Source organism: Aliivibrio finisterrensis, from assembly GCF_008933155.1.
Taxonomy (GTDB): domain Bacteria; phylum Pseudomonadota; class Gammaproteobacteria; order Enterobacterales; family Vibrionaceae; genus Aliivibrio; species Aliivibrio finisterrensis.
In genome coordinates this window covers 99150-120222 of record NZ_WBVP01000002.1, presented here as the reverse complement: position 1 = coordinate 120222, position 21073 = coordinate 99150, and the positions used below count along the sequence as shown (strand labels likewise).

General features: G+C 37.3%; 25 protein-coding genes. 12 read left to right on the top strand and 13 right to left on the bottom strand.

The window, feature by feature from the left end:
• Positions 1–5 precede the first annotated feature (5 nt).
• The 4 genes from ectB to F8B77_RS02440 all read right to left on the bottom strand — a co-directional run bounded on the left by ectB (position 6) and on the right by F8B77_RS02440 (position 3151).
• Positions 6–1271, bottom strand: a complete 1266-nt coding sequence (ectB, locus tag F8B77_RS02455) for a diaminobutyrate--2-oxoglutarate transaminase (protein WP_151653385.1) — start codon at positions 1269–1271, stop codon at positions 6–8.
• A gap of 25 nt (positions 1272–1296) precedes the next feature.
• Positions 1297–1830 (bottom strand): diaminobutyrate acetyltransferase, encoded by a 534-nt coding sequence (gene ectA, locus F8B77_RS02450; protein WP_167512736.1) that lies wholly within the window; start codon positions 1828–1830, stop codon positions 1297–1299.
• Between the two features lie 251 nt (positions 1831–2081).
• Positions 2082–2507, bottom strand: coding sequence for a MarR family winged helix-turn-helix transcriptional regulator (locus tag F8B77_RS02445; protein ID WP_151653381.1), 426 nt, complete (start codon positions 2505–2507; stop codon positions 2082–2084).
• A 5-nt stretch (positions 2508–2512) separates the two neighbouring features.
• Positions 2513–3151, bottom strand: coding sequence for a cytochrome b/b6 domain-containing protein (locus F8B77_RS02440; RefSeq protein WP_151653379.1), 639 nt, complete (start codon positions 3149–3151; stop codon positions 2513–2515).
• A 132-nt stretch (positions 3152–3283) separates the two neighbouring features.
• Here F8B77_RS02440 and F8B77_RS02435 point away from each other — a divergent pair, with 132 nt between their 5' ends.
• Both F8B77_RS02435 and F8B77_RS02430 read left to right on the top strand, forming a co-directional pair.
• Positions 3284–3715, top strand: coding sequence for a c-type cytochrome (locus F8B77_RS02435; protein WP_151653377.1), 432 nt, complete (start codon positions 3284–3286; stop codon positions 3713–3715).
• A 53-nt stretch (positions 3716–3768) separates the two neighbouring features.
• Positions 3769–4443, top strand: a complete 675-nt coding sequence (locus tag F8B77_RS02430) for a hypothetical protein (protein WP_151653375.1) — start codon at positions 3769–3771, stop codon at positions 4441–4443.
• A gap of 88 nt (positions 4444–4531) precedes the next feature.
• Here F8B77_RS02430 and F8B77_RS02425 read toward each other — a convergent pair whose 3' ends face one another.
• Both F8B77_RS02425 and F8B77_RS02420 read right to left on the bottom strand, forming a co-directional pair.
• On the bottom strand, positions 4532–5149 hold the full coding sequence (locus F8B77_RS02425; RefSeq protein WP_167512735.1) for a LysE family translocator: 618 nt from the start codon (positions 5147–5149) through the stop codon (positions 4532–4534).
• Between the two features lie 95 nt (positions 5150–5244).
• Positions 5245–6129 (bottom strand): LysR family transcriptional regulator, encoded by an 885-nt coding sequence (locus F8B77_RS02420; protein WP_151653371.1) that lies wholly within the window; start codon positions 6127–6129, stop codon positions 5245–5247.
• A 139-nt stretch (positions 6130–6268) separates the two neighbouring features.
• On the opposite strand from F8B77_RS02420, the gene F8B77_RS02415 reads away from it, so the two are divergent.
• Positions 6269–6952, top strand: coding sequence for a cation efflux transmembrane domain-containing protein (locus tag F8B77_RS02415; RefSeq protein WP_151653369.1), 684 nt, complete (start codon positions 6269–6271; stop codon positions 6950–6952).
• 10 nt (positions 6953–6962) lie between these two features.
• Here F8B77_RS02415 and F8B77_RS02410 read toward each other — a convergent pair whose 3' ends face one another.
• Complete coding sequence (locus tag F8B77_RS02410; protein WP_151653367.1) at positions 6963–7406, bottom strand: Lrp/AsnC family transcriptional regulator; 444 nt, start codon at positions 7404–7406, stop codon at positions 6963–6965.
• Positions 7407–7514: 108 nt separating this feature from the next.
• Between F8B77_RS02410 and F8B77_RS02405 the strand changes: the two genes are divergently transcribed.
• Together F8B77_RS02405 and F8B77_RS02400 are read left to right on the top strand one after the other, a co-directional pair.
• Positions 7515–8102: a LysE family translocator gene (locus F8B77_RS02405; protein WP_130047044.1), complete on the top strand. Its 588-nt coding sequence runs from the start codon at positions 7515–7517 to the stop codon at positions 8100–8102.
• Between the two features lie 91 nt (positions 8103–8193).
• Positions 8194–9051 (top strand): TPR end-of-group domain-containing protein, encoded by an 858-nt coding sequence (locus F8B77_RS02400; RefSeq protein WP_151653649.1) that lies wholly within the window; start codon positions 8194–8196, stop codon positions 9049–9051.
• A gap of 11 nt (positions 9052–9062) precedes the next feature.
• Here the strand turns inward: F8B77_RS02400 and F8B77_RS02395 are convergent, their stop codons facing one another.
• Positions 9063–9965, bottom strand: a complete 903-nt coding sequence (locus F8B77_RS02395) for a LysR family transcriptional regulator (RefSeq protein ID WP_151653365.1) — start codon at positions 9963–9965, stop codon at positions 9063–9065.
• 177 nt (positions 9966–10142) lie between these two features.
• Here F8B77_RS02395 and F8B77_RS02385 point away from each other — a divergent pair, with 177 nt between their 5' ends.
• Positions 10143–10664, top strand: a complete 522-nt coding sequence (locus F8B77_RS02385) for an NADPH-dependent FMN reductase (RefSeq protein ID WP_151653363.1) — start codon at positions 10143–10145, stop codon at positions 10662–10664.
• 238 nt (positions 10665–10902) lie between these two features.
• Complete coding sequence (locus F8B77_RS02380) at positions 10903–12507, top strand: mechanosensitive ion channel family protein (protein ID WP_151653361.1); 1605 nt, start codon at positions 10903–10905, stop codon at positions 12505–12507.
• A 148-nt stretch (positions 12508–12655) separates the two neighbouring features.
• Here the strand turns inward: F8B77_RS02380 and F8B77_RS02375 are convergent, their stop codons facing one another.
• Positions 12656–12871: a hypothetical protein gene (locus tag F8B77_RS02375; protein ID WP_151653359.1), complete on the bottom strand. Its 216-nt coding sequence runs from the start codon at positions 12869–12871 to the stop codon at positions 12656–12658.
• A gap of 492 nt (positions 12872–13363) precedes the next feature.
• On the opposite strand from F8B77_RS02375, the gene cspE reads away from it, so the two are divergent.
• Positions 13364–13573 carry a transcription antiterminator/RNA stability regulator CspE gene (gene cspE / locus F8B77_RS02370; RefSeq protein ID WP_012552262.1) on the top strand — a complete coding sequence of 70 codons (210 nt, stop codon included), beginning with the start codon at positions 13364–13366 and terminating at the stop codon, positions 13571–13573.
• Between the two features lie 290 nt (positions 13574–13863).
• Positions 13864–14073 (top strand): hypothetical protein, encoded by a 210-nt coding sequence (locus tag F8B77_RS02365; protein WP_151653357.1) that lies wholly within the window; start codon positions 13864–13866, stop codon positions 14071–14073.
• 628 nt (positions 14074–14701) lie between these two features.
• Here the strand turns inward: F8B77_RS02365 and F8B77_RS02355 are convergent.
• Both F8B77_RS02355 and F8B77_RS02350 read right to left on the bottom strand, forming a co-directional pair.
• Positions 14702–15241: an NAD(P)H-dependent oxidoreductase gene (locus tag F8B77_RS02355; RefSeq protein ID WP_151653355.1), complete on the bottom strand. Its 540-nt coding sequence runs from the start codon at positions 15239–15241 to the stop codon at positions 14702–14704.
• Positions 15242–15326: 85 nt separating this feature from the next.
• The gene (locus F8B77_RS02350; protein WP_151653353.1) at positions 15327–15761 is read right to left on the bottom strand and encodes a carboxymuconolactone decarboxylase family protein; all 435 of its coding nucleotides are present in this window, start codon (positions 15759–15761) and stop codon (positions 15327–15329) included.
• A gap of 126 nt (positions 15762–15887) precedes the next feature.
• Here F8B77_RS02350 and F8B77_RS02345 point away from each other — a divergent pair, with 126 nt between their 5' ends.
• Positions 15888–16784, top strand: a complete 897-nt coding sequence (locus F8B77_RS02345; RefSeq protein ID WP_151653351.1) for a LysR family transcriptional regulator — start codon at positions 15888–15890, stop codon at positions 16782–16784.
• 6 nt (positions 16785–16790) lie between these two features.
• Here F8B77_RS02345 and F8B77_RS02340 read toward each other — a convergent pair whose 3' ends face one another.
• Positions 16791–17678, bottom strand: a complete 888-nt coding sequence (locus F8B77_RS02340) for a LysR family transcriptional regulator (protein WP_151653349.1) — start codon at positions 17676–17678, stop codon at positions 16791–16793.
• A 171-nt stretch (positions 17679–17849) separates the two neighbouring features.
• Here F8B77_RS02340 and F8B77_RS02335 point away from each other — a divergent pair, with 171 nt between their 5' ends.
• On the top strand, positions 17850–18020 hold the full coding sequence (locus F8B77_RS02335; protein WP_151653347.1) for a hypothetical protein: 171 nt from the start codon (positions 17850–17852) through the stop codon (positions 18018–18020).
• A gap of 28 nt (positions 18021–18048) precedes the next feature.
• Here F8B77_RS02335 and F8B77_RS02330 read toward each other — a convergent pair whose 3' ends face one another.
• Positions 18049–19935, bottom strand: coding sequence for a methyl-accepting chemotaxis protein (locus F8B77_RS02330; protein WP_151653345.1), 1887 nt, complete (start codon positions 19933–19935; stop codon positions 18049–18051).
• Positions 19936–20185: 250 nt separating this feature from the next.
• Between F8B77_RS02330 and yddG the strand changes: the two genes are divergently transcribed.
• Positions 20186–21073: an aromatic amino acid DMT transporter YddG gene (gene yddG, locus F8B77_RS02325; RefSeq protein ID WP_151653343.1), complete on the top strand. Its 888-nt coding sequence runs from the start codon at positions 20186–20188 to the stop codon at positions 21071–21073.

Below are 21073 nucleotides of genomic sequence, written 5' to 3'. Positions count from 1 at the left end.
CCTGATTAAGATGCTTTTTTGAAGTGTTTTTCTGCAATATTATCAATTGCGTTTTCAAAGATAGTTAGGCCTTCTTCTAGCTCTGACTCTGTGATCGTTAATGGACAGAAGAATTTCACTACTTCATCAGATGGACCTGCGGTTTCAATGATCATGCCGTTCTTAAAGCAATCTTTAGCGATATCACTTGAGATAATGCCGTCTTTACACTCAATACCAATCATCATGCCGCGACCTTTTTGTTGAACAAACAATTTAGGGTAGCGTTTTACAGCACGAAGAATGACATCACTGACTTTTTGAGAGCACTGTTTGATGTGTGTTTCAAAATCTGAGTTTGCCCAGTAAATCTCCAGTGCTTTTGCAGCAGTAATGAACGCGTGATTGTTACCACGGAAAGTACCGTTATGCTCACCTGGTTTCCATTCATCTAATTCTGGTTTTAGTAAGACAACCGCCATTGGTAAGCCGTAGCCACCAATAGATTTAGATAGCGTAACCATATCTGGTTTAATACCTGATGGTTCAAAACTGAAGAAGGTGCCAGTACGACCACAGCCAGCTTGGATATCATCAACAATCATTAGAATATCGTTGGCTTTACAAATCTTGCTTAAACGTTGTAACCATTGATTTGATGCGACGTTTAATCCACCTTCACCTTGTACAGTTTCTAAAAGTACAGCAGCAGGTTTATCTAAACCACTTGAGTTATCAGATAGCATGGTTTCAAACAGATTAAGGCCATCGATATCGGCATAACCTTCAAAAGGAATGCGAGTGATGTTGTTTAAGCTAAAACCTGCACCTTGGCGATGGTGTTGATTACCTGTCGCTGCTAATGCTCCTGCAGTACACCCGTGGAAACCATTAGTGAAGGCGACAATGTTAGTTCGATTGGTGACTTTACGTGCCAGTTTTAAAGCGGCCTCAACGGCATTGGTTCCGGTTGGACCGGTAAACTGAACCTTATAATCTAGATTTCTAGGTTCAAGAATATAGTTATTCAATGCATTCAAGAAAGTGGCTTTTGCACTTGAGTGCATGTCTAAGCCGTGCGTAATACCATCTGTTTCGATGTATTCAAGTAAAGCTTGCTTTAAGACTGGGTTGTTGTGACCGTAGTTGAGTGATCCGGCTCCAGCAAGGAAGTCTAAGTAACGTTCGCCGCTTTCGGTTTCTAGCCAACATCCTTTTGCTTTTTGAAAGATAACTGGAAAACTGTTTGAGTATGAACGTACTTTTGATTCTTGCTTCTTGAAAATATTCATGATGAGTCCGTTTATGATTCCTATTTTATTTTAGAGCGATACGATACAAATATTCAGTATCGTGCTTGCCTTTGAAATGAGCTTCTTTGTCTAGAAACGTAGTCACTTCACCTCGGTCACCATGCTCGGCATCCAGCTTTTTAAATAGCGACCAAGAGGCGTCGTTGGCTTTGGTAATCGTCGTTTCTACGAATTCGGTGTGCTTGAGGTTTTTTCGCTGTAAAAGCTCATTTAGCATGGAGTAAGCTAAACCTTTACCTCGGTAGCGAGGAGAGACTGCTACTTGCCAGATGAATAATGTTTTTGGGTCATCAGGCTTATGGTAACCAGAGATAAAACCAGCAAGGTTGCCGTCTTTCTCTGCTAAAACGCAGGTCTTACTGAAATGGGTAGATTGAAGGAAATTACAGTATGAAGAGTTGATATCAAGAGGGGGACACTCGGTGATCAATGCATAAACATCGTCACCGTCTGTCCTTGAAGGTTCTCTAAATGTCCATTTTTTGCTGGATTCAATATCCATGCTTGAACACAAGATTCTGGGCGCTGCAATAGTCATATGTAAATACATATCCTTTGTACTCTAATTAAGTTCCTTTTTATTATTGGCATTTTTAGAGATGCAAAGGAAGCTAATCACAAGAAAAGCGTGTTTTTTAGCCTTTTAATGCGACATTGATCTCGTTTTTATGTTTTTATTTAGTTAGAGTTCTATGTATTTTATTGTGTGAAATAGATCAATTTCATGTTTTTTTTATAAAAAAATAGCCCATTCTAGTGGGCTATTTATCGTGTTTTGTTAGAGATAATTTATACAGTAGCGACCATTTTTTGCAGTAATCGAATCATCTCTTTTTGCTCGTTTAGATTAAGAGAGCTAAGTACTTCTTTATTCACCTTCACAGGGATCGGCAAAAGTGTTTCTTTTAATGCTCGGCCTTCATCTGTGAGGTAAATACGAAATGAACGACGGCTGTTGGGATCTGCTTGTCGCTCAACAAGGCCAAGTTTTTCTAATTTATCTAATGTTCGTGTTGTTGTGGAGTTTTCCACTTTTGATTTTTCAGCAATATCACGTTGAGTGACTCCTTCTTCTTCCCATAAACACATCATGGTTGGCCAAAGAGCAACAGTTAAGCCGTGCTGTTTTAATTCTGCTTCGAAATTCTTTGAGGCTTGGTTGGCAATAACGTTAATCATCCATCCAAAGCTGCTTTGACGATCAAATTCTTCCATTGTGTTTAAACTCCTGCACTTACAACTATTGCAATGGTAACTAATCCGGTTGCAATTAGCACCAATAATGCACGCTTATTTGATACAAATACTAGGTTTGATGACATTTGATGTTCTGTCAGCTTTTTTTGTACGCCAGAAATCATTGCCCAAACAAGCGGCTTTGAGCGTAATTTATAAAAAAGAATGGCAACTAAATGCAGTATGACTAATACCGGTAACAAACGTGCACATATTCCATGCAGGGTAACGAAAATATCAAAGACATCATCATTTAAGACGATATCAGAGTAAGGGATGTGATCGAATAACCCCGCTAACGCTATACCGGTAATACATTGAGTAAATAAAGTGAAAATTAACCCGATAACCATCCAAGACCCCGCTGGATTATGGCCCGCTTTTGATGGTTCTTTTCCTAATAAATAACGAATGGTACGTTTTGGGGAAGCAATAAATTTTTTAAAACGGCTCGTATCACTGCCAACAAAGCCCCATATAATGCGCCACATAATAAGAGTAAACAGGACTAAACCTAAATAGACATGCGGTCCTTCTCCATTAAAGCCACTTGCGGCTAATCCAATAAAAAGCAGAGCTTGAAGCCAATGATATATGCGTGTTGGTAAATCCCAAATCTTCATTTTCTTGTTCCTAATTGATGGATGTTTTAACTTACGAGAAATAATTTACATCACAATAGTTGCATATGCAACTATTGTGATGTAAATTAAATTCAACTTGAAGCGAGACAGACATCTATTAGAGATAAAGTAATGAAAAAATTAGTACTTAGTTTATGTGTTTTACTACCAAATATTGCATTTGCTCAAGCAAGTGTTGACCTCATTAACACAAGACAACAGGCTTTTGTACATATCGAAAATCAATCAGAGCAAGTTGAAGGCATGATTGATGAAAATGCACCTAAGTGGAACGAAATTGAATTGATCAGCCATGAACTTTCTAAACATAGCCAATTACTAACTACAGCATTTCCGGAAGGTAGCCAAGATGGCAGTAAAGCCAAAGAAGCGATATGGAATAAACCTGAAAAGTTTAATCAATTGATGCAAGAGATGGATAGTGGCTTTGTTCAACTTTATCAAGCAAGCCAACAACAAGATAAAGCATTAGCAGAGGCGGGTTTATATCAAGCACAAGATACTTGTAATGCGTGCCACCGTTCTTACCGCTCACGTTTTTAAGTAATCCCTGATTAGAACAATACAAAAATCATTAAATTAAAGAGAATAAAGTCATGAAAAAATTAATTAAATCAACATTATTGATCGCATCACTATTTGGATTTTCAACGCTAACACAAGCAGCTGATTATGGTGTTTCATTAAACTGGAATACAACCAATGTCGAAAAAGTACTGGAGTTAATGAGTGCTCAACGTTCCGCATTCGGAGAATTAATTAAGCAAAAAGAAATTAAAGATATGTTTATTTCTGAAAGTGATATTGACGGAAAACCAATGGGTATTCTTCGCTTTGTGATCCAAGCAGATAGTGAAAAAGAGGTTAAAAGTAAACTAGCATCACTTCCTTTTTATAAAGAAAACATAGTTAAGATTTCTAATATTCAGTTGTTAGGGGGGAAGTGGTTAGATAACACTCCGGTAAATAAAAACTATGCACTGATGTTTGAATGGAATACTGATATTGATGGGATGGAAATGGATCGGGTCACTGGGATTGATTTACAGCGTGTGGTTTCTTTGAATGCATCGGGGCTAGTGACTTCGTCGTATATTAATACTCAAACATTGAAAGATGGTTCTACTCGTCCAACTTATTCTGTATCTATCATGGCAAAAGATGAAGAACATGCTCGAGAATTAAGCCAGAAGTTTGAAGCAGTAGCATTAGGGTACGCAAAAGTCGACGTTATGTACTTAGGTCATAAAATTAATATGGCTGGATTATAAGGTAACGATGATAAAAACTAGATATTAAAAATAGAAAAAAGGGTTGAAGATATGCTCACTTCAACCCTTTAAACGTTTTATAACGGTATTAGTTAGTCAGTGCTAACTTAGCGCCAAAACCTACTAATAAAGAGCTTAAACCGTATTTAAGTAGATTAGAAAATGCTTTGCTTTCTGCTATTACAGTTCTGAATTTAGCTGCAAAAACAGCAATGCAAATAAACCACATTAGCGCAATGATAGCGGTTGTGATCCCAAGCATGCCAATCATCGATGGTGATGAGGTTTCAGGCGTTAAAAACTGTGGAATAAAAGCCACGAATGTCAGACAAACCTTAGGGTTTAGCGCATTAGTAAGTATGCCTTGGCGGTATACTTTTAAGTCTGAAACACGATTAGCTTCTTCGAGTTCACCGAGCCCACCTTTAGCTGCAAACATTTTAAAGCCGATGTAACACAAATAGGCAGCACCAATGTATTTGATAATGGTAAAAGCGGTCGCTGACGATAGCAATAAAGCACTTAAACCAATAACAGCTAAAAAGGTATGAAATAGAACCCCAGTAGCGACACCGAAAGCGGCATATATACCAGTTTTAGCTCCACCTCCTAAGGCTCTTGAAAGGACAAAAAAGAAATCAGCGCCTGGCATTGCACAGAAGGCAAACATGCCAGCAATAAAGAGAAGATAAGTTTCAATGCTCATAATTAACCCATGAATAAGAAAACGTAATATAGGCTATATTAGAGCCCCGAATAAATTATCGATAATGTACTGCTTATTGAGCGATATATAAACCGTTATTCAGACACTTCGAGTAAATAATCTTCAACTTGCTCAGATAGCCAGTCAATAATAACGCCACGAGGCATGTTCGTTTTGGTCATTTCTGCGAAAGATTGCCAGTTCATTGCTCGGTTATGTTTGAGAACCTTTAACGTACCATCACGTAAATACTCATTAATTAATAATGCAGGGACCGACGACCATCCCGTTTTATCTAATACCGCATCACGAAGGTGCTCATAAAAAGTAAGTGCAATGTATTTGCTGGATGTTGGCTCAAATACCATTAGTTCATCATCATCAATGTAATTAACGATGATTTCTGTGTGGCTTTCCAAATCTGTCGGGCTTACTTTTCGTAGTCGGCTTAATGGGTGTTCTTTATGTGCTACCGACATCATACGAATTTGTCCCAGCTCATTTTGTTGAACATGCAGAAGTTGGTTATTAATAGGTAATATTCCATACGCTACATCAACTATATTTTGCTCTATCATTTCTTCAAGCTCTGGTGATGGAGCAACATAAATAGAGATGCTGGTATTTGGGAATTTTCGACTCATGCGAGTTAGGATATCACGCCAAATGGGTTCAGGCAGTGAGTCATCACGCACAACACGAATAGTTGAAGCAATGCCTTCATTGTATTGTAAGCACTTACTTATAATATCGTTGCTAATAACCATCATACGTCGGCAGTCATTAACGATTGATTCACCTATTTCGGTAGGGGTAATACGGTTGCCAGTACGAACTAATAAGGTTACTCCAAGCTCATCTTCAAGGGTGCTTAATGCGGCACTGACAGTGGTTCGACTTTTTTGAAGCTTACGAGCCGCTTCTGCAATAGAGCCTAATTCGACTGTATATAAAAGCATTTCAATCTGACTGGTTTTCATGATTATTTCTCGGTAATTTATGCTCTTTTTAGCTAAGCGACGAATAACCTGACGCTGACTGATTATCCTATCACCAATTTAGACTATATGATGCGTTGTATATATAAAAAAGACGAAAAATAAGTCGAAGAGGTAAATTATGTCATATTCAATTCATAAAGAGAGGCAGTTATTGCTTATCTCTACATTTTCAGCGTTATTGTTTGCCATGATAGGTATTACATTGGGTTCATTGATCCATTCATTAGTGATTATTTTTGATGGTGTGTATTCACTTGTCAGTTTAGGGCTCACTTTAGTGTCGCTTGCTGCTGTGATGTATATTCGAAAAGAAGAGGTAGCGAAAAACATTAAGCGCGTTAAGGTAATTGAGTCTTCAGTGATTTTACTAAAGGGGATCGCAATTACCTTAATGTGTGTACTGTCGTTTATTTCTGCAGTTGAAGCGATTATGGATGGTGGCCGAGAAGTGAATACCGGTATCGCATTAGCTTTTGGTGTGTTTAGCATGATTGGTTGTTACACCAGTTATTGGGTAATGAAAACACAAGGTCGTGCTGTTAACTCGGCATTAATTGAAGCTGAAGCAAAGCAATGGTTAATGGATACAGTGATCAGTGCTGCTGTATTTATTGGTTTTATGGTGGCAAAATTGTTGTTGTTGACATCGCATGCCCATTATGCGGAGCTTGCTGACCCTGCTATGGTTGTTCTTGCCTCAATCTATTTTATTATTGTTCCAGTAAAAATGATCATCAGTTCAAGTAAACAATTACATCAGCTGAGCCACAATACGTTTCTAGGTAAATACCTGCATATCTAACTGGTATTATCTAGGTACGTTCATCTTTAGGGGTGTCCATCACCACCAAGGTGCCAATTGAGTTGACCTGAGAGATCTCCCCAAGTACGTTTGAATGAAACTGCTTGTAGGATGCGAGACTCTCGGTCTCAACTCGTAATAAATATTCATTTGCTCCCGTAATATTGTGGCACTCTGTCACTTCTTTCGATTCCATGATTTGTTCTTCAAAATCTTTTTGCGATTTTTTACTGTGATCAGATAATCCAATTGTTACATAAGCAACGAATCCTACTCCACATTTGCTTGGATTTAATACCGCACGATAGCCTTGAATTGTCCCATTTCGTTCTAATTCTTGTACACGGCGCAGTGTTGCGGAAGCTGATAATCCAATACGGTCAGATAGCTCTACATTAGTGAGTCGTCCATTCTTTTTTAACTCTTGCAATATTCTTTCGTCAAATCTATCCATTGCGACTAATCCTTGCGTATTAATTTCATTTTAAACAAATATAGACAGAAAATTTACTCAGTCTCGCATTAAGATACAAGCAGAATTTATTTTTATAAGATGTTTATTATGGATTACACCTATTTACTTGCTTTAACCACATTTGCTTTTGTTGGCGCGTTTACGCCTGGACCAAATAACATTATGTTGATGACTTCAGGAGCGAACGTTGGTTTTGTTCGTACTATTCCACACATGCTTGGTGTGATATTTGGTTTTGCATTTATGTTGGTTTTAGTTGGGTTTGGTTTAGTTCAAATTTTTCAGACCTACCCTCAATTAGAGATGGCATTGCAGATCATCAGTGCGGCGTATTTACTTTATCTGGCGTATAAAATTGCGAGCAGTAAACCCGTTGATAATATTAATGGTGACTACAAACCGATGTCGTTCCTACAAGCTGCGAGCTTTCAATGGGTTAACCCAAAAGGGTGGTCAATGGCATTATCGGTTATGAGTATTTACGCGACCAGTGCAGATATGTTTAGTGTGTTTCTAATCGCATTTGTGTTTATTTGTATTAATGTGCCTACCGTAAGTTTTTGGACTGTTGCGGGTAAAGAGTTACAAAAAAGATTGAAAACACCAAAGCATTTGAAGTTTTTTAATTACAGCATGGCAGGTTTACTTGTCGGCTCTATGGTGATGGGCTTTTAATTGGTTTTCTTTGTTAATCGGGTGTTGCTGTCTTGGATGTGTTATCTTTATGTATATCACTTCTAAATACACGATTAACAAGGGTATTCCTATGTATCGACATTTCTTTTTGCTTCTCATCACTCTTTTTACTTCATTGTCATTGCAGGCAGAAGAAGTGACTTATTCAGAACAAGAGTATTTAGATCGTCCATTAATGGAGCGTTATATTTTAGATGAACTAAAAGCATTACGAATGGAGCAACAAGATCTAGAGCGACGTTTAACGATACAAATTACTGATCGAGAGTTAGCGGTTGCTGATAAATCATTAAATTACTCGAATACAACGGTAACGTATTTTTTCTATGTCATTGCTGCGGTCGCTTCTCTTATTGCGTTGATTGGATGGCAATCATTAAGAGAGATGAAGCAAAATACCAAAGAGATGGCAGATAAGCAGCTCAATAAAATAGCCCAAGATTATGAGAAAAAATTTGTAGCGTTAGAGCGAGATCTAAAACGTAAAACACGAATTATCACTGAGAATAACCGTGAAATTGAAATCATTAATGAAGTTCATAACTTATGGTTGAGAGCTCAAAGTGTTCAAACACCGGAACAGAAAATGGATATTTACGATGAGATCCTAAAAGTAAGACCGGGTGATTTAGAAGCATTAACCTATAAAGCGGATGCGGCAATGGAGATGCGTGAATTCCATTGGGCATTGAATTTATGTAATCGTGTTTTAGAAGTAGATGATCAAAATGCACACGCATTATTTCAACGTGCTTGTGCGTATGCGCAATTAGGGGCTGAAGTGCAAGCCATTGATGACTTGCAACGTTCTATTGAGGCAAGTACTTCTATGCGTGAACTTGTACTAGAAGAGACAGACTTTGACCCATTAAGAGGTTTAGAGCGTTTCGAAGCACTGTTAGAAGAATATGCAAATAACGTATCTTAAATAGGCATCATTTATTCGCCAAGGTGCTCGAAAATAAAGTCCATAAAGCAACGTACCTTGGCTGACATATGTTTACGACTAGGATAAACCATGAAGATATCAATGGTTAATTCAGGGTAATCAGCAAATAGCTCAACCAGTCTTCCTGTTTCTAATTCATCGGTTAAATGAAAGTGAGGGATACGTGTTATCCCTTGCCCTGCCAAACATAACGATAACTCCATAAATGAATTGTTAGTGATGACCTGACATTGCAATGGTACAGCAATAGGGTGATTGTCTTTATCTACAAAATCCCAAACAGCGCCTTGTTTTACATACGCATAACCAATGGTTTTATGTTCTGAGAGTTCATTAGGATGCAATGGTGCCCCATGCTGTTTTAAATAGTCTGGTGACGCAATGGTGATGGCTCTTGATCGTAAAAATCGACGGCTGATCAAGCTAGAATCTTCAAGTTGATGTGATGCGCGGAGTGCCACATCAAACCCTTCTGCAACGATATCAATTTTTCTGTCATTTAAGTCTAACTCAAGCGTGATGTCTGGGTATAAATCCGTAAATTTACCAAGAATCGGGCGTAAGCGTGAAAGAGCAAACCCAACAGGGCAACTGACTTTTAATCGACCTTTAGGTTTTTCTTGCTGTCCGGTAATCGCATTTTCAGCCATTTGTGCATCTTCAATCAGCTGTTGGCATTGCTGAAAATAAAGTTCGCCTTCAGGCGTTAGACGTAGTGTTCGAGTTGTACGGTGAAGTAAGCGAACGCCTAAACGCTCTTCTAGTTTCCCTATCTCTTTACTGATGTAGGAGGTCGAATGCCCACTGTTTAATGCTGCTTGGGTAAAGCTGCCGCTGGTCACGACTTCTGAGAAAATGACCATGCCATCAAATAATGCTGAATTAAATGCCATATTTGCGTATCTTTAGATTTATTAAGTGTCATATGGAAACAATCATTGCACATTTAGGCTATTAATCAATATCTGTGAATGAATTATAGTTATCCCATCGCAAACAAGAGCAATATATTTGAAAAGAGCAGAGCATTAACTACTCTTTTTATTCAAACTGATTATGAAGGTATCCCTATGAAAATTTTAGCATTAGCAGCAAGCAGCAGTTCAACATCAATTAACAAACAATTAGCAACGTATGCAGCAGGTTTAGTGGCTGGTGCTGAAGTGGAAGTGTTAGACATTAATGATTATGAAATGCCTATCTTTAGTGAAGACAAAGAAAAAGAGTTAGGTCAACCTGAGCAAGCGAAAGCTTTTTTCCAAAAAATTGGTGAAGCGGATGCTGTTGTTATTTCTTATGCTGAACACAATGGCTCTTATGCAGCAGCATTTAAAAATGTGTTTGATTGGACATCTCGTATTGATATGAAAGTGTATCAAGGCAAACCAGTTGTAATGCTAGCTACGTCTCCTGGCCCTGGTGGTGCAGCAACGGTATTAGCTGCGGCTACAGGCTCTGCGCCTTACTTTTCAGCAGAGGTTAAGGGCTCACTTTCTGTACCTAGTTTTTATGATAACTTTGATATTGAAAAAGGCGAGTTACGTAACGAAGAGTTGAATGCTGAACTAAAAACGATCATGTCGGCATTATAAAATTTCAGAGAAAGACGAGGGCGTATCCACTTTGTGGCTGCGCCTTTTTTTATACAATAAATTCTCAGAGTAAAAACAAAAAAGTGAATATATAAAATCAAATAGATACTTTTCGCATCACAAGTCCTCAACAAATGAACAAGCTTCCATCATTCAATACTATTATTTGTAATTTTTATGAATGAGAATGGATAGGCATCAATTATTATATGGTCATGATTTATATAGGACGTTTTTTATGATTAAGAAGTATTTTGCCGCTTTGTTATTAATGATGAGTATGATGGCTTCAGCCGATGCTCAATCAGTTGATAGCATGGTTACGGTTCAACAAGAGTTAAAAGAAAGATTAGTACAGTTATCTACCGCTGATCCTGCCGATAAATTGTTTTTTGAAGATGTGTTACGTCGTAAAAATGACAAAGTTCGAGCGGATATTGAATTACAGCTGCAAGAAAACCCAAGAGCTAAAGGGCTTGATGGCGTTGTTCGTTCAGAGATGGTCCTTATGGGCGAGTTATTGCAACTAAGTCATCAAGATTTGGTTGAATTGACTAAAGCAGTCCGTAAAGCGAAAGGCGATGAGAAAGACGATTTAGAATTTGCTGCACAAAAACGCCTTGGCATCATGGATATGTATTATGAAGAAGCATTCAAAACATTATCATGGGGTGAAACACTAAATATTGATTTCATCAAAGAAAAAACAGCCATTTTAAAAGAACTAACAAATCGTGCAGATTTATTGGCAAACATTATTCATTATCTTGAATCACAAAAATCAGACATTGCGAAACGTATGCAATATGCGTCAGTAGAGAAAAAAGATCTGCTAGCACAAGATGCGACGAACTTGTCTGAACGAGTTTCATTAATGGTTGCGAGTTTAGAAGTAACGACGGCATTAATGGAGCAAAACAATATTGATATTACAGAGTATAAACAACTTATTTTCTCTGTAACAGGCGATATCAACAGCGATGTATTGGACATCGGCGTTGCTTATGGTTTAACAGAAGAGTGGGTTACACACTTTAAAGATTGGGCGGTAGAGAATACGCCATCTATTATTGTTAAATTAGTTATTTTTTCGCTTATTCTTTGGGTGACAAGTTTCCTTTCTCGACTGGCTAAAACAGCAATAAAGAAAAGTGTCTCTCATTCTAAAATGAAGTTCAGCAAGTTAATGCAGGAGTTCTTTGTGTCTATGGGCTCAAAGTTCATCATGATGATCGGTATTTTGATTGCGTTATCTCAAATTGGCATTAATTTGGGTCCACTGTTAACTGGTTTTGGTGTTGCAGGTGTGGTTATTGGTTTTGCATTAAAAGACACATTGTCTAACTTTGCATCTGGCATGATGATTCTGATTTATCGCCCATTTGATGTAGGTGATTTGGTTGATCTCGGTGGTATCGTAGGTAAAGTGAATCGTATGAATCTTGTATCTACTACAATCAAAACGGTAGATAACCAAAACTTAATTTTCCCAAACAATAAAATTTGGGGTGATGTGATTAAGAACGTAACAATCGAAACTGAGCGTCGTGTAGACATGGTATTTGGTATTGGTTATCAAGATGATATTGAAAAAGCAAAAGTTATCTTTACTGATATCCTAGAGAGCCACCCATTAGTACTAAAAACACCAGAACCTATGGTTAGATTGCATACACTAAATGAATCGTCAGTGGACTTTATTGTTCGCCCTTGGGTTAAAACAGATGATTATTGGAATGTATATTGGGAAGTCACTGAAACGGTTAAGAAGCGATTAGATGCAGAAGGTGTGAGTATTCCATTCCCACAACGTGATGTTCATGTTTATAAGCATGAAGCGTAATACCAATCTACATAGTATTTGATCATTCTTGCTTGTTAAAATCGATTTTTCCTACGCAATTATTTGAACAACTACTTATCCAGAATGGTATAAGTAGAAAAAGGTGAATGTAAAAGAGTGACTTAAAATGGTCACTCTTTTTTTTGCGTTAATTTATGTCATCTTCAGATTTTATCGCTATTGGAGTTGGCTTCTTAAATTTTTTAATAATCAATGACACGATAAAACAGAGTGCGCCCACAATAAGTGCAGAGCGTAAAATAATGAAGCTATCATGTTCTAACTGTTGAACATGAGGGCCGACAGAAGCAAATAAACGCAAGCTAAAAAAGGCGAGGAGGATGAATGGGACAATTTTTTTCATGCGTAAATACTCCGTGAAATAGGATTATAATGGCTACTTAATAACATCATGATATCTAAAGAGAGTCCCAATTTAATCGCTTATATCCGTAATGTTAGATTACGATAATAAGAGCATCTAGGCATTATGTGGCAATACGAAGGCAGTGAATGTACGAGTAAATTGGAACTGTGATCTGTGATATAAATGATGTTAATCAAATTGATAGTTTAATTTTTTTATCTAAAAGTGTGGTTGGTACCTCTTTGCTTGTGTAAATTTTAACCGTTTCATGAAGAAATACCTTTACAATGCTTGGTTCTAGGGTATTATACCTCTCGCTCTGTTGCTCAGAGTTGTTAATGAACATCAAGTAAAAGTAAGCCTTAGTATTTCTTCGTAATGTCGTTATTCTCAGTGTTTCCCTTAGCTTTGTCGTCACATTTAATAATTCAAGCTCTAAGCACATCGCATTATGCGATTTTTTATGAATTTAAATATAAGGGACATTACATGTCTAAAACAACTGGTATCGTTAAATGGTTTAACGAAGAGAAAGGTTTCGGTTTTATCACTCAAGATAACGGCGGCGCTGACGTATTCGTACATTTCCGTGCTATCGCTTCAGAGGGTTTCAAAACTCTTGCTGAAGGCCAAAAAGTTTCTTTTGAAGTTGAGCAAGGCCAAAAAGGCCCTCAAGCTGCTAACGTTGTAGCTGCTTAATTTCAAATAAGTTGCGCAGATGGTATTCGTACCATTTGCGCTACTTTTAAATGCTTTATTAATACTCGATTTAGTTCTACTTTGTAAGATATCAACATTTCAAACATCTGCTCCTGTTTTGTACTTGTCATAACATCTCTTAGTTACTTCTACCATCTTAGTTTTAATCCAATCATTTTTCTGTAACATAAATCTATTACTCTATTTTAATATTTTTTAGCCTAGCTATAGTTTTATATTAGGTTGAAAATTAACAAAATTTCTTATTTATAAAATACAAAAGGTATTTAATGAACGTAAATTTTACTATTTTCAAAAATAATGTTTCATGGGACGCACTAATTCATCAACTAAACAGTGATGTTTTATTACGTAACATACTAATGAAAGGCGAGTTAGACTCGTTTGATATTGATTTTTCATATTGTGAAGAGACAGGTAAAGGAAGTATTACCAATAGTAATAATCAACCTATTGGCGATTTTTCAATTTCGTTTTAATTAGTGTCACGCTTTTTAAACATAATCATCATTGGCTTCTTCTAAGAAAGCATCAGTCAATATTCTTCTCTGAAAATGCGATTACTACCCTCAAAAAAGTTTACTAAGTACGTATGGTTACGTACAAGGTAATCATAAGCTATTGAAAATTCTCGTATAATTTAAAAAATGATAATGGGGTGTTTTATCTTTTTGATAGCTTTGTTATATACATCCAACTTTCTATTTTTATACTAATTCCCGTCATTATTTGGCTAATAATTTACTAATATTGATAAAATGTTACCTTCCTCATAAATTTCACGTAAAAACATGCAGTACTTTTAAAAAATCGTGATCTTGATCCTCGCAAAGAACTCAACTCTACTATAGATTGAATAGGTCATTAAGAATTATGATAGCAGCTCAAAGATGAGCGAGTGATTAAAGGAAGTATTTTATGAAAAGAACAAGAAAAGCCCAATTGCAACGTGCGCGAATTCAATATTGGAAAGACACTGCAAAAGACGCGGCTAAAAAGTGGTAAAAATAGAAAACTCCTGATGGTCAGGAGTTTTTTGGTTTTAGGGCTTTGTAAAACATTAAGACACTGCTGAAATACCCACGCTCGATACAATAAACCTTTCTTTTATTCTTTAGACAACAACGCATTTATTTTATCCATACAATGAGTAACGTGAGGGGCTAATCGACCTTCTTCTACTGCTGTTCTTGAGCCATATAGTGTGATTGGTTCTAGATAATTCAATCCTGTATCTTGAGCCATTTTTTCAATAGGCATTAATAAGGTTTTCATGATTGACTCTTGGCTGTCATCTGGTTGATAAGCTGAAAGCGGGCTGCCTGTACTTGTCATGCATAATAACGTTTTACCGTGAAGTTTATTGCCTTTAGAACCATAAGCAAACCCATATTCTAAAACGCAATCTTGCCACTCTTTTAATAAAGACGGACTAGAGTACCAATAGATCGGGAATACAAACACGATAACATCATGACAAAGCAGCAACTCTTTCTCTTTCTCTGTATCAATCTGGAAATCTGGGTAGGTTTGGTACAAGTTATGTGTAGTCACTTGTTCATGCTTAGATAACGCTTCTACCAGCGTGCGGTTAATCGTAGAGCTTTCAATTAAAGGGTGGGCAAGTAAGACTAAAATACGTTTCATGATGTTCTCATTTTATGGCGAAAAAGCTAGCCATGATCATTGGAATGACCGACGAACATGACTAGAAGGGCAATAATGTGGCGGATTAGTGCGTCATTTGTGTCGCTAATGCAAAGCGATTCCAAGCATTAATCATGATTACTTGCATCATTGCTTGTACTAGTTGTTCTTCACCCAGAACCTCTAAAGCTTCTTGATAGACTGTATCTGAAACACCATCAAGAGCGATTAGTGTCATGTCGTCTGTTAATGCTAATACAGCACGTTCTGTTGCGTTGAATAGTGGTGACTCTTTCCATGCTGCTAGAGCAAACAGTTTTTGTGCTTCTACACCTGCTTTTTCTGCTTCTGGCACATGCATTTGAATGCAGTAAGCACACTTATTGATCATTGAAGCGCGGATCTTAATTAGCTCTTTTAATTCAGCAGATAACGTCACGCCAGCTAGGTAAGATTCAATAGAAAGCATTGCATTTAAAGCTTTTGGTTGGATTTTTGCTATATCAATACGTGTAGTCATAATTAATCTCTCTTTATGTTTTTTGTTAGCGCCTTATTGCGATGTGTGTATTGTGCATAATTCGATAAAAAGAGAGAATAGTCATTAAAGCTGAAATAATTTTGCATAAAACGCAAAGGTGGGAGTGTGTTAGATTTAATTCGAGTATTTGATCAGGTGGTAGAGTCTGGTAGTTTTTCTCAAGCCGGCCATGCGTTACATATGGCGCCATCATCGGTTGCGAGAAACATCGATAACCTTGAAAATAAGGTGCAGACGACATTATTTAAACGAAGTACACGCCAGTTAATTTTGACTGAAGAGGGGCTTTATTTTCACCAACAATCAATTAAGTTGCTGCAAGAGAGTGATAAGTTATTGAGTGAAATGAAGGGGCATAATGAAGAGCCTGAAGGTATGTTACGTATCTCTGTCTTTGAAAGCTTCGGTAATTTAGTTCTCGCTTCTTTAATTCCTGAGTTTTTATCTTTATATCCAAAAGTACAGATAGAGTTAGAACTAGATAACAACTTGGTGGATCTTAATAGTGAAAATATCGATATAGCGATACGTATTGGCACCCCTCAAGATAGCCGTTTGAAAGCACGTAAGTTAATGGAAAATAATACATCTTTAGTGGCTTCCCCTGATTACCTAGCGAGTCATGCGGCAATTGAGAAGCCGGATGATTTGATTCATCATAATTGTTTGCTTATTAGCCATGAAAGGCAAAGAAATCATTGGTATTTTAAAAAAGGAAATATATCGAAAAAGATTTCAGTTTCGGGGAATCTAATTTCAAAAGGAGGATCGCCACTATTGAACGCAGCACTAAAAGGGACCGGGGTACTGCTGCTCTCTAATTGGATGACGGCGGACTACATTGAAAGTGGCCTATTAATTCCAGTATTACCTAAGTGGACAACAACTCATGGCGAAAGCAGTAGTGGTGAAATTTTTGCAATTTACAAAAGTGCTCAATATCCTAAGCCATATATTCGTGCTTTTTTGGATTTCATCATTGATAAAGTGAAAGAAAACTAATTCAATTTACGTTAATGTTTCTTTAAGCTTTTTAATCAGAGCTTGGTATCTCTTCGGTAAATCTCTATTTCTCTTTTGTACTAAAAATAAGCTCTCTAAAACCGGAGTTGTTGGTTGGTGTATATGTAAATCCTGCTTATAAGGAAAGGCATCAATCGCACTTTGTGGAAGAACCGTAAACCCAATTCCTTGTGCAATAGGCAATAGAATTTGGCTTAATTGATTTATGTAACTGGTTACTGGAATTTCATTCACATTGCCTTTTTCTAGAGCTACATCTTGGCAAAGATCAAAATAAAGTGATAGATAATGCTCTGCATCGGGGTGTTTTATTAATCCTAATGCCAGTAAGGCATCCCAAGTTATGACCGTGTTTTTATGGTGTTTTGGTAATACTAAACAGAGCGGCTCTTTACTAATTTCTTCACTACGAAATAGATTGGGCGTTGGCTGATGAGTTACGATACCAATATCAATTTGTCCGCGTTGTATCTCATCTAATATTTTACTGTTTGGGGCAACTTCAACATGAGTCACTAAATCGGGGTGACTCTTTTGTAGATTGATAAATTCTGGGTACAGAGATAATGCTAAGGCCCCTGAGCAAGCAAACTTACACAATCCTTTATATGGGTCATCAAAACTTAATGCTTCAACTAGGTTGGCTGCATCGCGTCGCTGCTGGTGTGCATAATTGTATACTAGACGACCTTGCTCGGTGAGATCGACGCTTTTCCCTTCTCGCTTTAACAGATCATAGCCACACGCCAGTTCTAGCTTCTTAATGTGCTGACTAACCCCAGGCTGAGTCATAAAGAGTTTTTCTGCAGTCTGGGTAAAATGGCCAATATCAACCAAAGTACAAAAGGTATTGAGCCAAAGAGGATTAAGCATAAATCACCAAGAAAATGAGACTAAAAACAGATAACAAAAGATTATTAGATTAAGAGTAATTGATAATTTCTAGTTTGATAAGAGGGTGGTGCGATTTATTTCGCCTGCAAGATGATGACTTTTTGTTTTAGGTTAATTACACTCGCCGAAAATAGTTAAGAGGAATGAAAAATGGACTGCCCAAGTTGTGAAGAACATATTGGCTGGGAATGGGTTGAAGAAGAAGCCATTGAGCCGAATGAGATTTTTGAATGCCCTGAGTGCGAAGAATCGCTACGTTATCTGATAGATGAAGGGACGTATTTAGGTCCTCAACATAAAACGGTAGAAGTGGTGAGTTAAATATCACTCCTACCATTTAGACTGCTTATTATGAAAGCTTAAAGGTAGCTACTTTTTCACTTAAATTAACGGCTTGCTCTTTGAGTGAATGGGATTGAGTTAAACTATCTGTTGAATCGATAACAAGCAGGTCTGTCACATCTTTAATGGATGTGACATTTTGAGTTATCTCACCAGTTACGTGAGTTTGTTCTTCAGCGGCTGTCGCAATTTGAGTCGCCATGTCGCTGATTAAAGTAACTGACGAGCTAATTTCTTCGAGTGCTAGTGTTGCTCTATCTGCGTCTTCTACAGAGCTATTTGCCAGATCAGAGCTACTTTTCATCAAGTTAACGGCACGACTTGTTGTTTGTTGAAGGATATCAATTGTCGATTTAATCTCTTCTGTTGATGTATGAGTTCGTTGAGATAACACTCGAACCTCATCAGCAACAACAGCAAAACCTCGCCCTTGCTCTCCTGCTCGTGCGGCTTCAATGGCTGCATTTAACGCAAGTAAATTCGTTTGTTCTGCAATACCTTGAATAGTCGCCAATACAGTATTGATTTCTTGAGAGTGCTGCTGAAGCTCACTGATTACCATGCTGGCTTCATTCACTTCATTTGCTAGGTTATTGATTGATGCTTTTGTTTCAATAACAAGAGAATGACCTTTTTGGGTACTGCTTGATGAGTTTTGTGCAGCTTCTGCCGTTTGTTCGGCGTGAGACGCAATTTCACGCGTAGCTGATGCCATTTCAGTTACAGCGGTAGCAACCATGGTGATTTCTTGCTGTTGAAGGTTTAATTCTTTCACTGAATTATTTACACGATTAGTACTTTGTTCTGAACCTTCAGTAAGTTGCTGCGATTGTAAACGGATATGTTGAATTAGTTGCTGAAGGCTCTCTACAAATGTGTTGAAGTTATTAGCCAGTTCACCAACTTCATCTTTATTTTCAACATGAATTCGTTGAGTTAAATCTCCACTACCATTGGCAATTTGAGCAAGGGCTTGAGAGACATTATTTAATGGACGGAATAAAATACTACACAGTAAATTGAATAGTAACGTACAGATAATGACAACAATCGCTGTGACTAGAACCTGTCCTGATACGGCATCAAATAGAGGGGCAACTAGCGAGTCATAATTAATTACACTAATAGTGATTAAACTTGTGTCTTCAATTTTTTGAGCATACATAATGTATTCATCACCATCTATCTCAATAGAGATATTAGAGTGACTATTTGTTGCTTTTTGAATGGTGGAGAAATCCAACCCTAAAGTAGAAACTGATTTATTCAGTAATTTTGTATTCGGGTGTGTAAAAATATTACCTTTATCATTAGCAATGAACATAAACCCAGAACCAGGAATAATTACTTTTTCCATGCTGTTTAAGATATCAGTAATCTCAACGTCTGCGCCAAGAACCACTTGCTGACCGTGAAGGCTTAATGCCTTCCCTAAAGAAACAACATTTGCGCCAGTTGCAGCAGCAATGGTTGGATTATCCATAAATACTTTTGAAGGTGTGGCAACTGCGTTTGTGTACCATCCCCACTTTCTTGGGTCATCATTACCAGGAGGAAGGATAACGCCATTTGCGTTAGCTTGAGAGCCATCAGGGTAAGCAAGGAATACATTATCAAATTTTGCAGAATCGCGAATTTGTTTTAAGTGGGTAACGATAGCATCGTTTTTGGCTTCAGTAGGTAATGACGTGAGTGCTCGTTCTTTAGAAAGAATCCAATCAGTAACGTATTGATTATATGAAGCGGTGGTACTTTCTAGTCGCTGTTCAACTTCAGTATCTAAGCGATCTAGTGAGGCTTTAAAGGAAAGGGCCTCAACTAATACTCCCCCGAGTATAATGGCGGCACTTGCGGAGATAGCAAGCTTGTTTTTAAGCGATAAATTTTTTAGCATAATGTGTTTCATCTTTTGTTGTAATGATAATTATATAAATAATGTGTATTTAATATTTTAGTAATAAATTTAGCTTCGAAATAAATCATGACACAAATAGTATATTGAAGATAATATTAGTGGTAAAAGAAGTATTTCTATTGTGAATCATTAAGCATTATTCATGCCGTTTTCATTTTTATTTTGAATATATGGGTGACTTCAATGGTAAAATATAGTTTCTCTTTTTGTTCATTAGGATACTGTTAAGTTGAATGCTTCATATAAATACACCGTAGCAGGTTGCTCTGCCATTTTATTATGGAGTTTAATTGTTGGGTTAATTCGTAATGTGACCGAGCAATTAGGGCCGATTGGCGGTGCCGCAATGATATACAGTGTTGGCTCACTGTTTTTAATGATTGTTATTGGGTTACCAAAACTTAGTTTGTTTTCACCGCGTTACTTGCTGATTGGTGGTGGTCTATTTGTTAGTTATGAAATGTGTTTATCGTTAGCGCTTGGTATGGCAAACAGCCGTAATCAAGCGGTTGAAATGAGCATTATTAATTATTTATGGCCTTCATTGACGGTTCTTTTTGCTGTGCTTGTGAGTAATAAACCCGTAAGTAAGGTGATTTATCCTGCAATATTATTGTCCTTTTTTGGGGTTGCATGGACATTGAGTGGCGATGACGGTTTATCTGCTTCTCAACTAATGGCTAATGCAGCAACTAACCCTATCAGCTATATGTTGGCATTTACGGGCGCATTTCTTTGGGCCATTTATTGTAATGTCACTAAAAAACTAGCTAATGGTAAAAATGCAATTACTTGGTTTTTTATCGCAACGGCAGTGTCCTTGTGGTGCAAATACGCAATCAGTGATGAAGGTGCAATCGTGATGACGAGTGATGCCATAATTGATTTATTGCTCGCTGGAATAGTGATGGGCAGTGGTTATGCGTTATGGAATATCGGTATTATTGGCGGCAACATGGTACTGTTAGCAACGTTCTCATATTTTACACCTATTTTTTCTACGTTCTTTTCTGCGTGGATTCTAGACATTGAGCTAACAATGCAGTTTTGGCAAGGCGTTATAATGGTGACCTTAGCGTCATTAATATGTTGGTGGTTTACTCGAGAACAAAAGTAA

Bases quoted from the DNA above. Each gene is read 5' to 3' on its own strand.
- ectB (WP_151653385.1), bottom strand. From the start codon at position 1,271: ATGAATATTTTCAAGAAGCAAGAATCAAAAGTACGTTCATACTCAAAC.
- ectA (WP_167512736.1), bottom strand. From the start codon at position 1,830: ATGACTATTGCAGCGCCCAGAATCTTGTGTTCAAGCATGGATATTGAA.
- F8B77_RS02445 (WP_151653381.1), bottom strand. From the start codon at position 2,507: ATGGAAGAATTTGATCGTCAAAGCAGCTTTGGATGGATGATTAACGTT.
- F8B77_RS02440 (WP_151653379.1), bottom strand. From the start codon at position 3,151: ATGAAGATTTGGGATTTACCAACACGCATATATCATTGGCTTCAAGCT.
- F8B77_RS02435 (WP_151653377.1), top strand. From the start codon at position 3,284: ATGAAAAAATTAGTACTTAGTTTATGTGTTTTACTACCAAATATTGCA.
- F8B77_RS02430 (WP_151653375.1), top strand. From the start codon at position 3,769: ATGAAAAAATTAATTAAATCAACATTATTGATCGCATCACTATTTGGA.
- F8B77_RS02425 (WP_167512735.1), bottom strand. From the start codon at position 5,149: ATGAGCATTGAAACTTATCTTCTCTTTATTGCTGGCATGTTTGCCTTC.
- F8B77_RS02420 (WP_151653371.1), bottom strand. From the start codon at position 6,129: ATGAAAACCAGTCAGATTGAAATGCTTTTATATACAGTCGAATTAGGC.
- F8B77_RS02415 (WP_151653369.1), top strand. From the start codon at position 6,269: ATGTCATATTCAATTCATAAAGAGAGGCAGTTATTGCTTATCTCTACA.
- F8B77_RS02410 (WP_151653367.1), bottom strand. From the start codon at position 7,406: ATGGATAGATTTGACGAAAGAATATTGCAAGAGTTAAAAAAGAATGGA.
- F8B77_RS02405 (WP_130047044.1), top strand. From the start codon at position 7,515: ATGGATTACACCTATTTACTTGCTTTAACCACATTTGCTTTTGTTGGC.
- F8B77_RS02400 (WP_151653649.1), top strand. From the start codon at position 8,194: ATGTATCGACATTTCTTTTTGCTTCTCATCACTCTTTTTACTTCATTG.
- F8B77_RS02395 (WP_151653365.1), bottom strand. From the start codon at position 9,965: ATGGCATTTAATTCAGCATTATTTGATGGCATGGTCATTTTCTCAGAA.
- F8B77_RS02385 (WP_151653363.1), top strand. From the start codon at position 10,143: ATGAAAATTTTAGCATTAGCAGCAAGCAGCAGTTCAACATCAATTAAC.
- F8B77_RS02380 (WP_151653361.1), top strand. From the start codon at position 10,903: ATGATTAAGAAGTATTTTGCCGCTTTGTTATTAATGATGAGTATGATG.
- F8B77_RS02375 (WP_151653359.1), bottom strand. From the start codon at position 12,871: ATGAAAAAAATTGTCCCATTCATCCTCCTCGCCTTTTTTAGCTTGCGT.
- cspE (WP_012552262.1), top strand. From the start codon at position 13,364: ATGTCTAAAACAACTGGTATCGTTAAATGGTTTAACGAAGAGAAAGGT.
- F8B77_RS02365 (WP_151653357.1), top strand. From the start codon at position 13,864: ATGAACGTAAATTTTACTATTTTCAAAAATAATGTTTCATGGGACGCA.
- F8B77_RS02355 (WP_151653355.1), bottom strand. From the start codon at position 15,241: ATGAAACGTATTTTAGTCTTACTTGCCCACCCTTTAATTGAAAGCTCT.
- F8B77_RS02350 (WP_151653353.1), bottom strand. From the start codon at position 15,761: ATGACTACACGTATTGATATAGCAAAAATCCAACCAAAAGCTTTAAAT.
- F8B77_RS02340 (WP_151653349.1), bottom strand. From the start codon at position 17,678: ATGCTTAATCCTCTTTGGCTCAATACCTTTTGTACTTTGGTTGATATT.
- F8B77_RS02335 (WP_151653347.1), top strand. From the start codon at position 17,850: ATGGACTGCCCAAGTTGTGAAGAACATATTGGCTGGGAATGGGTTGAA.
- F8B77_RS02330 (WP_151653345.1), bottom strand. From the start codon at position 19,935: ATGCTAAAAAATTTATCGCTTAAAAACAAGCTTGCTATCTCCGCAAGT.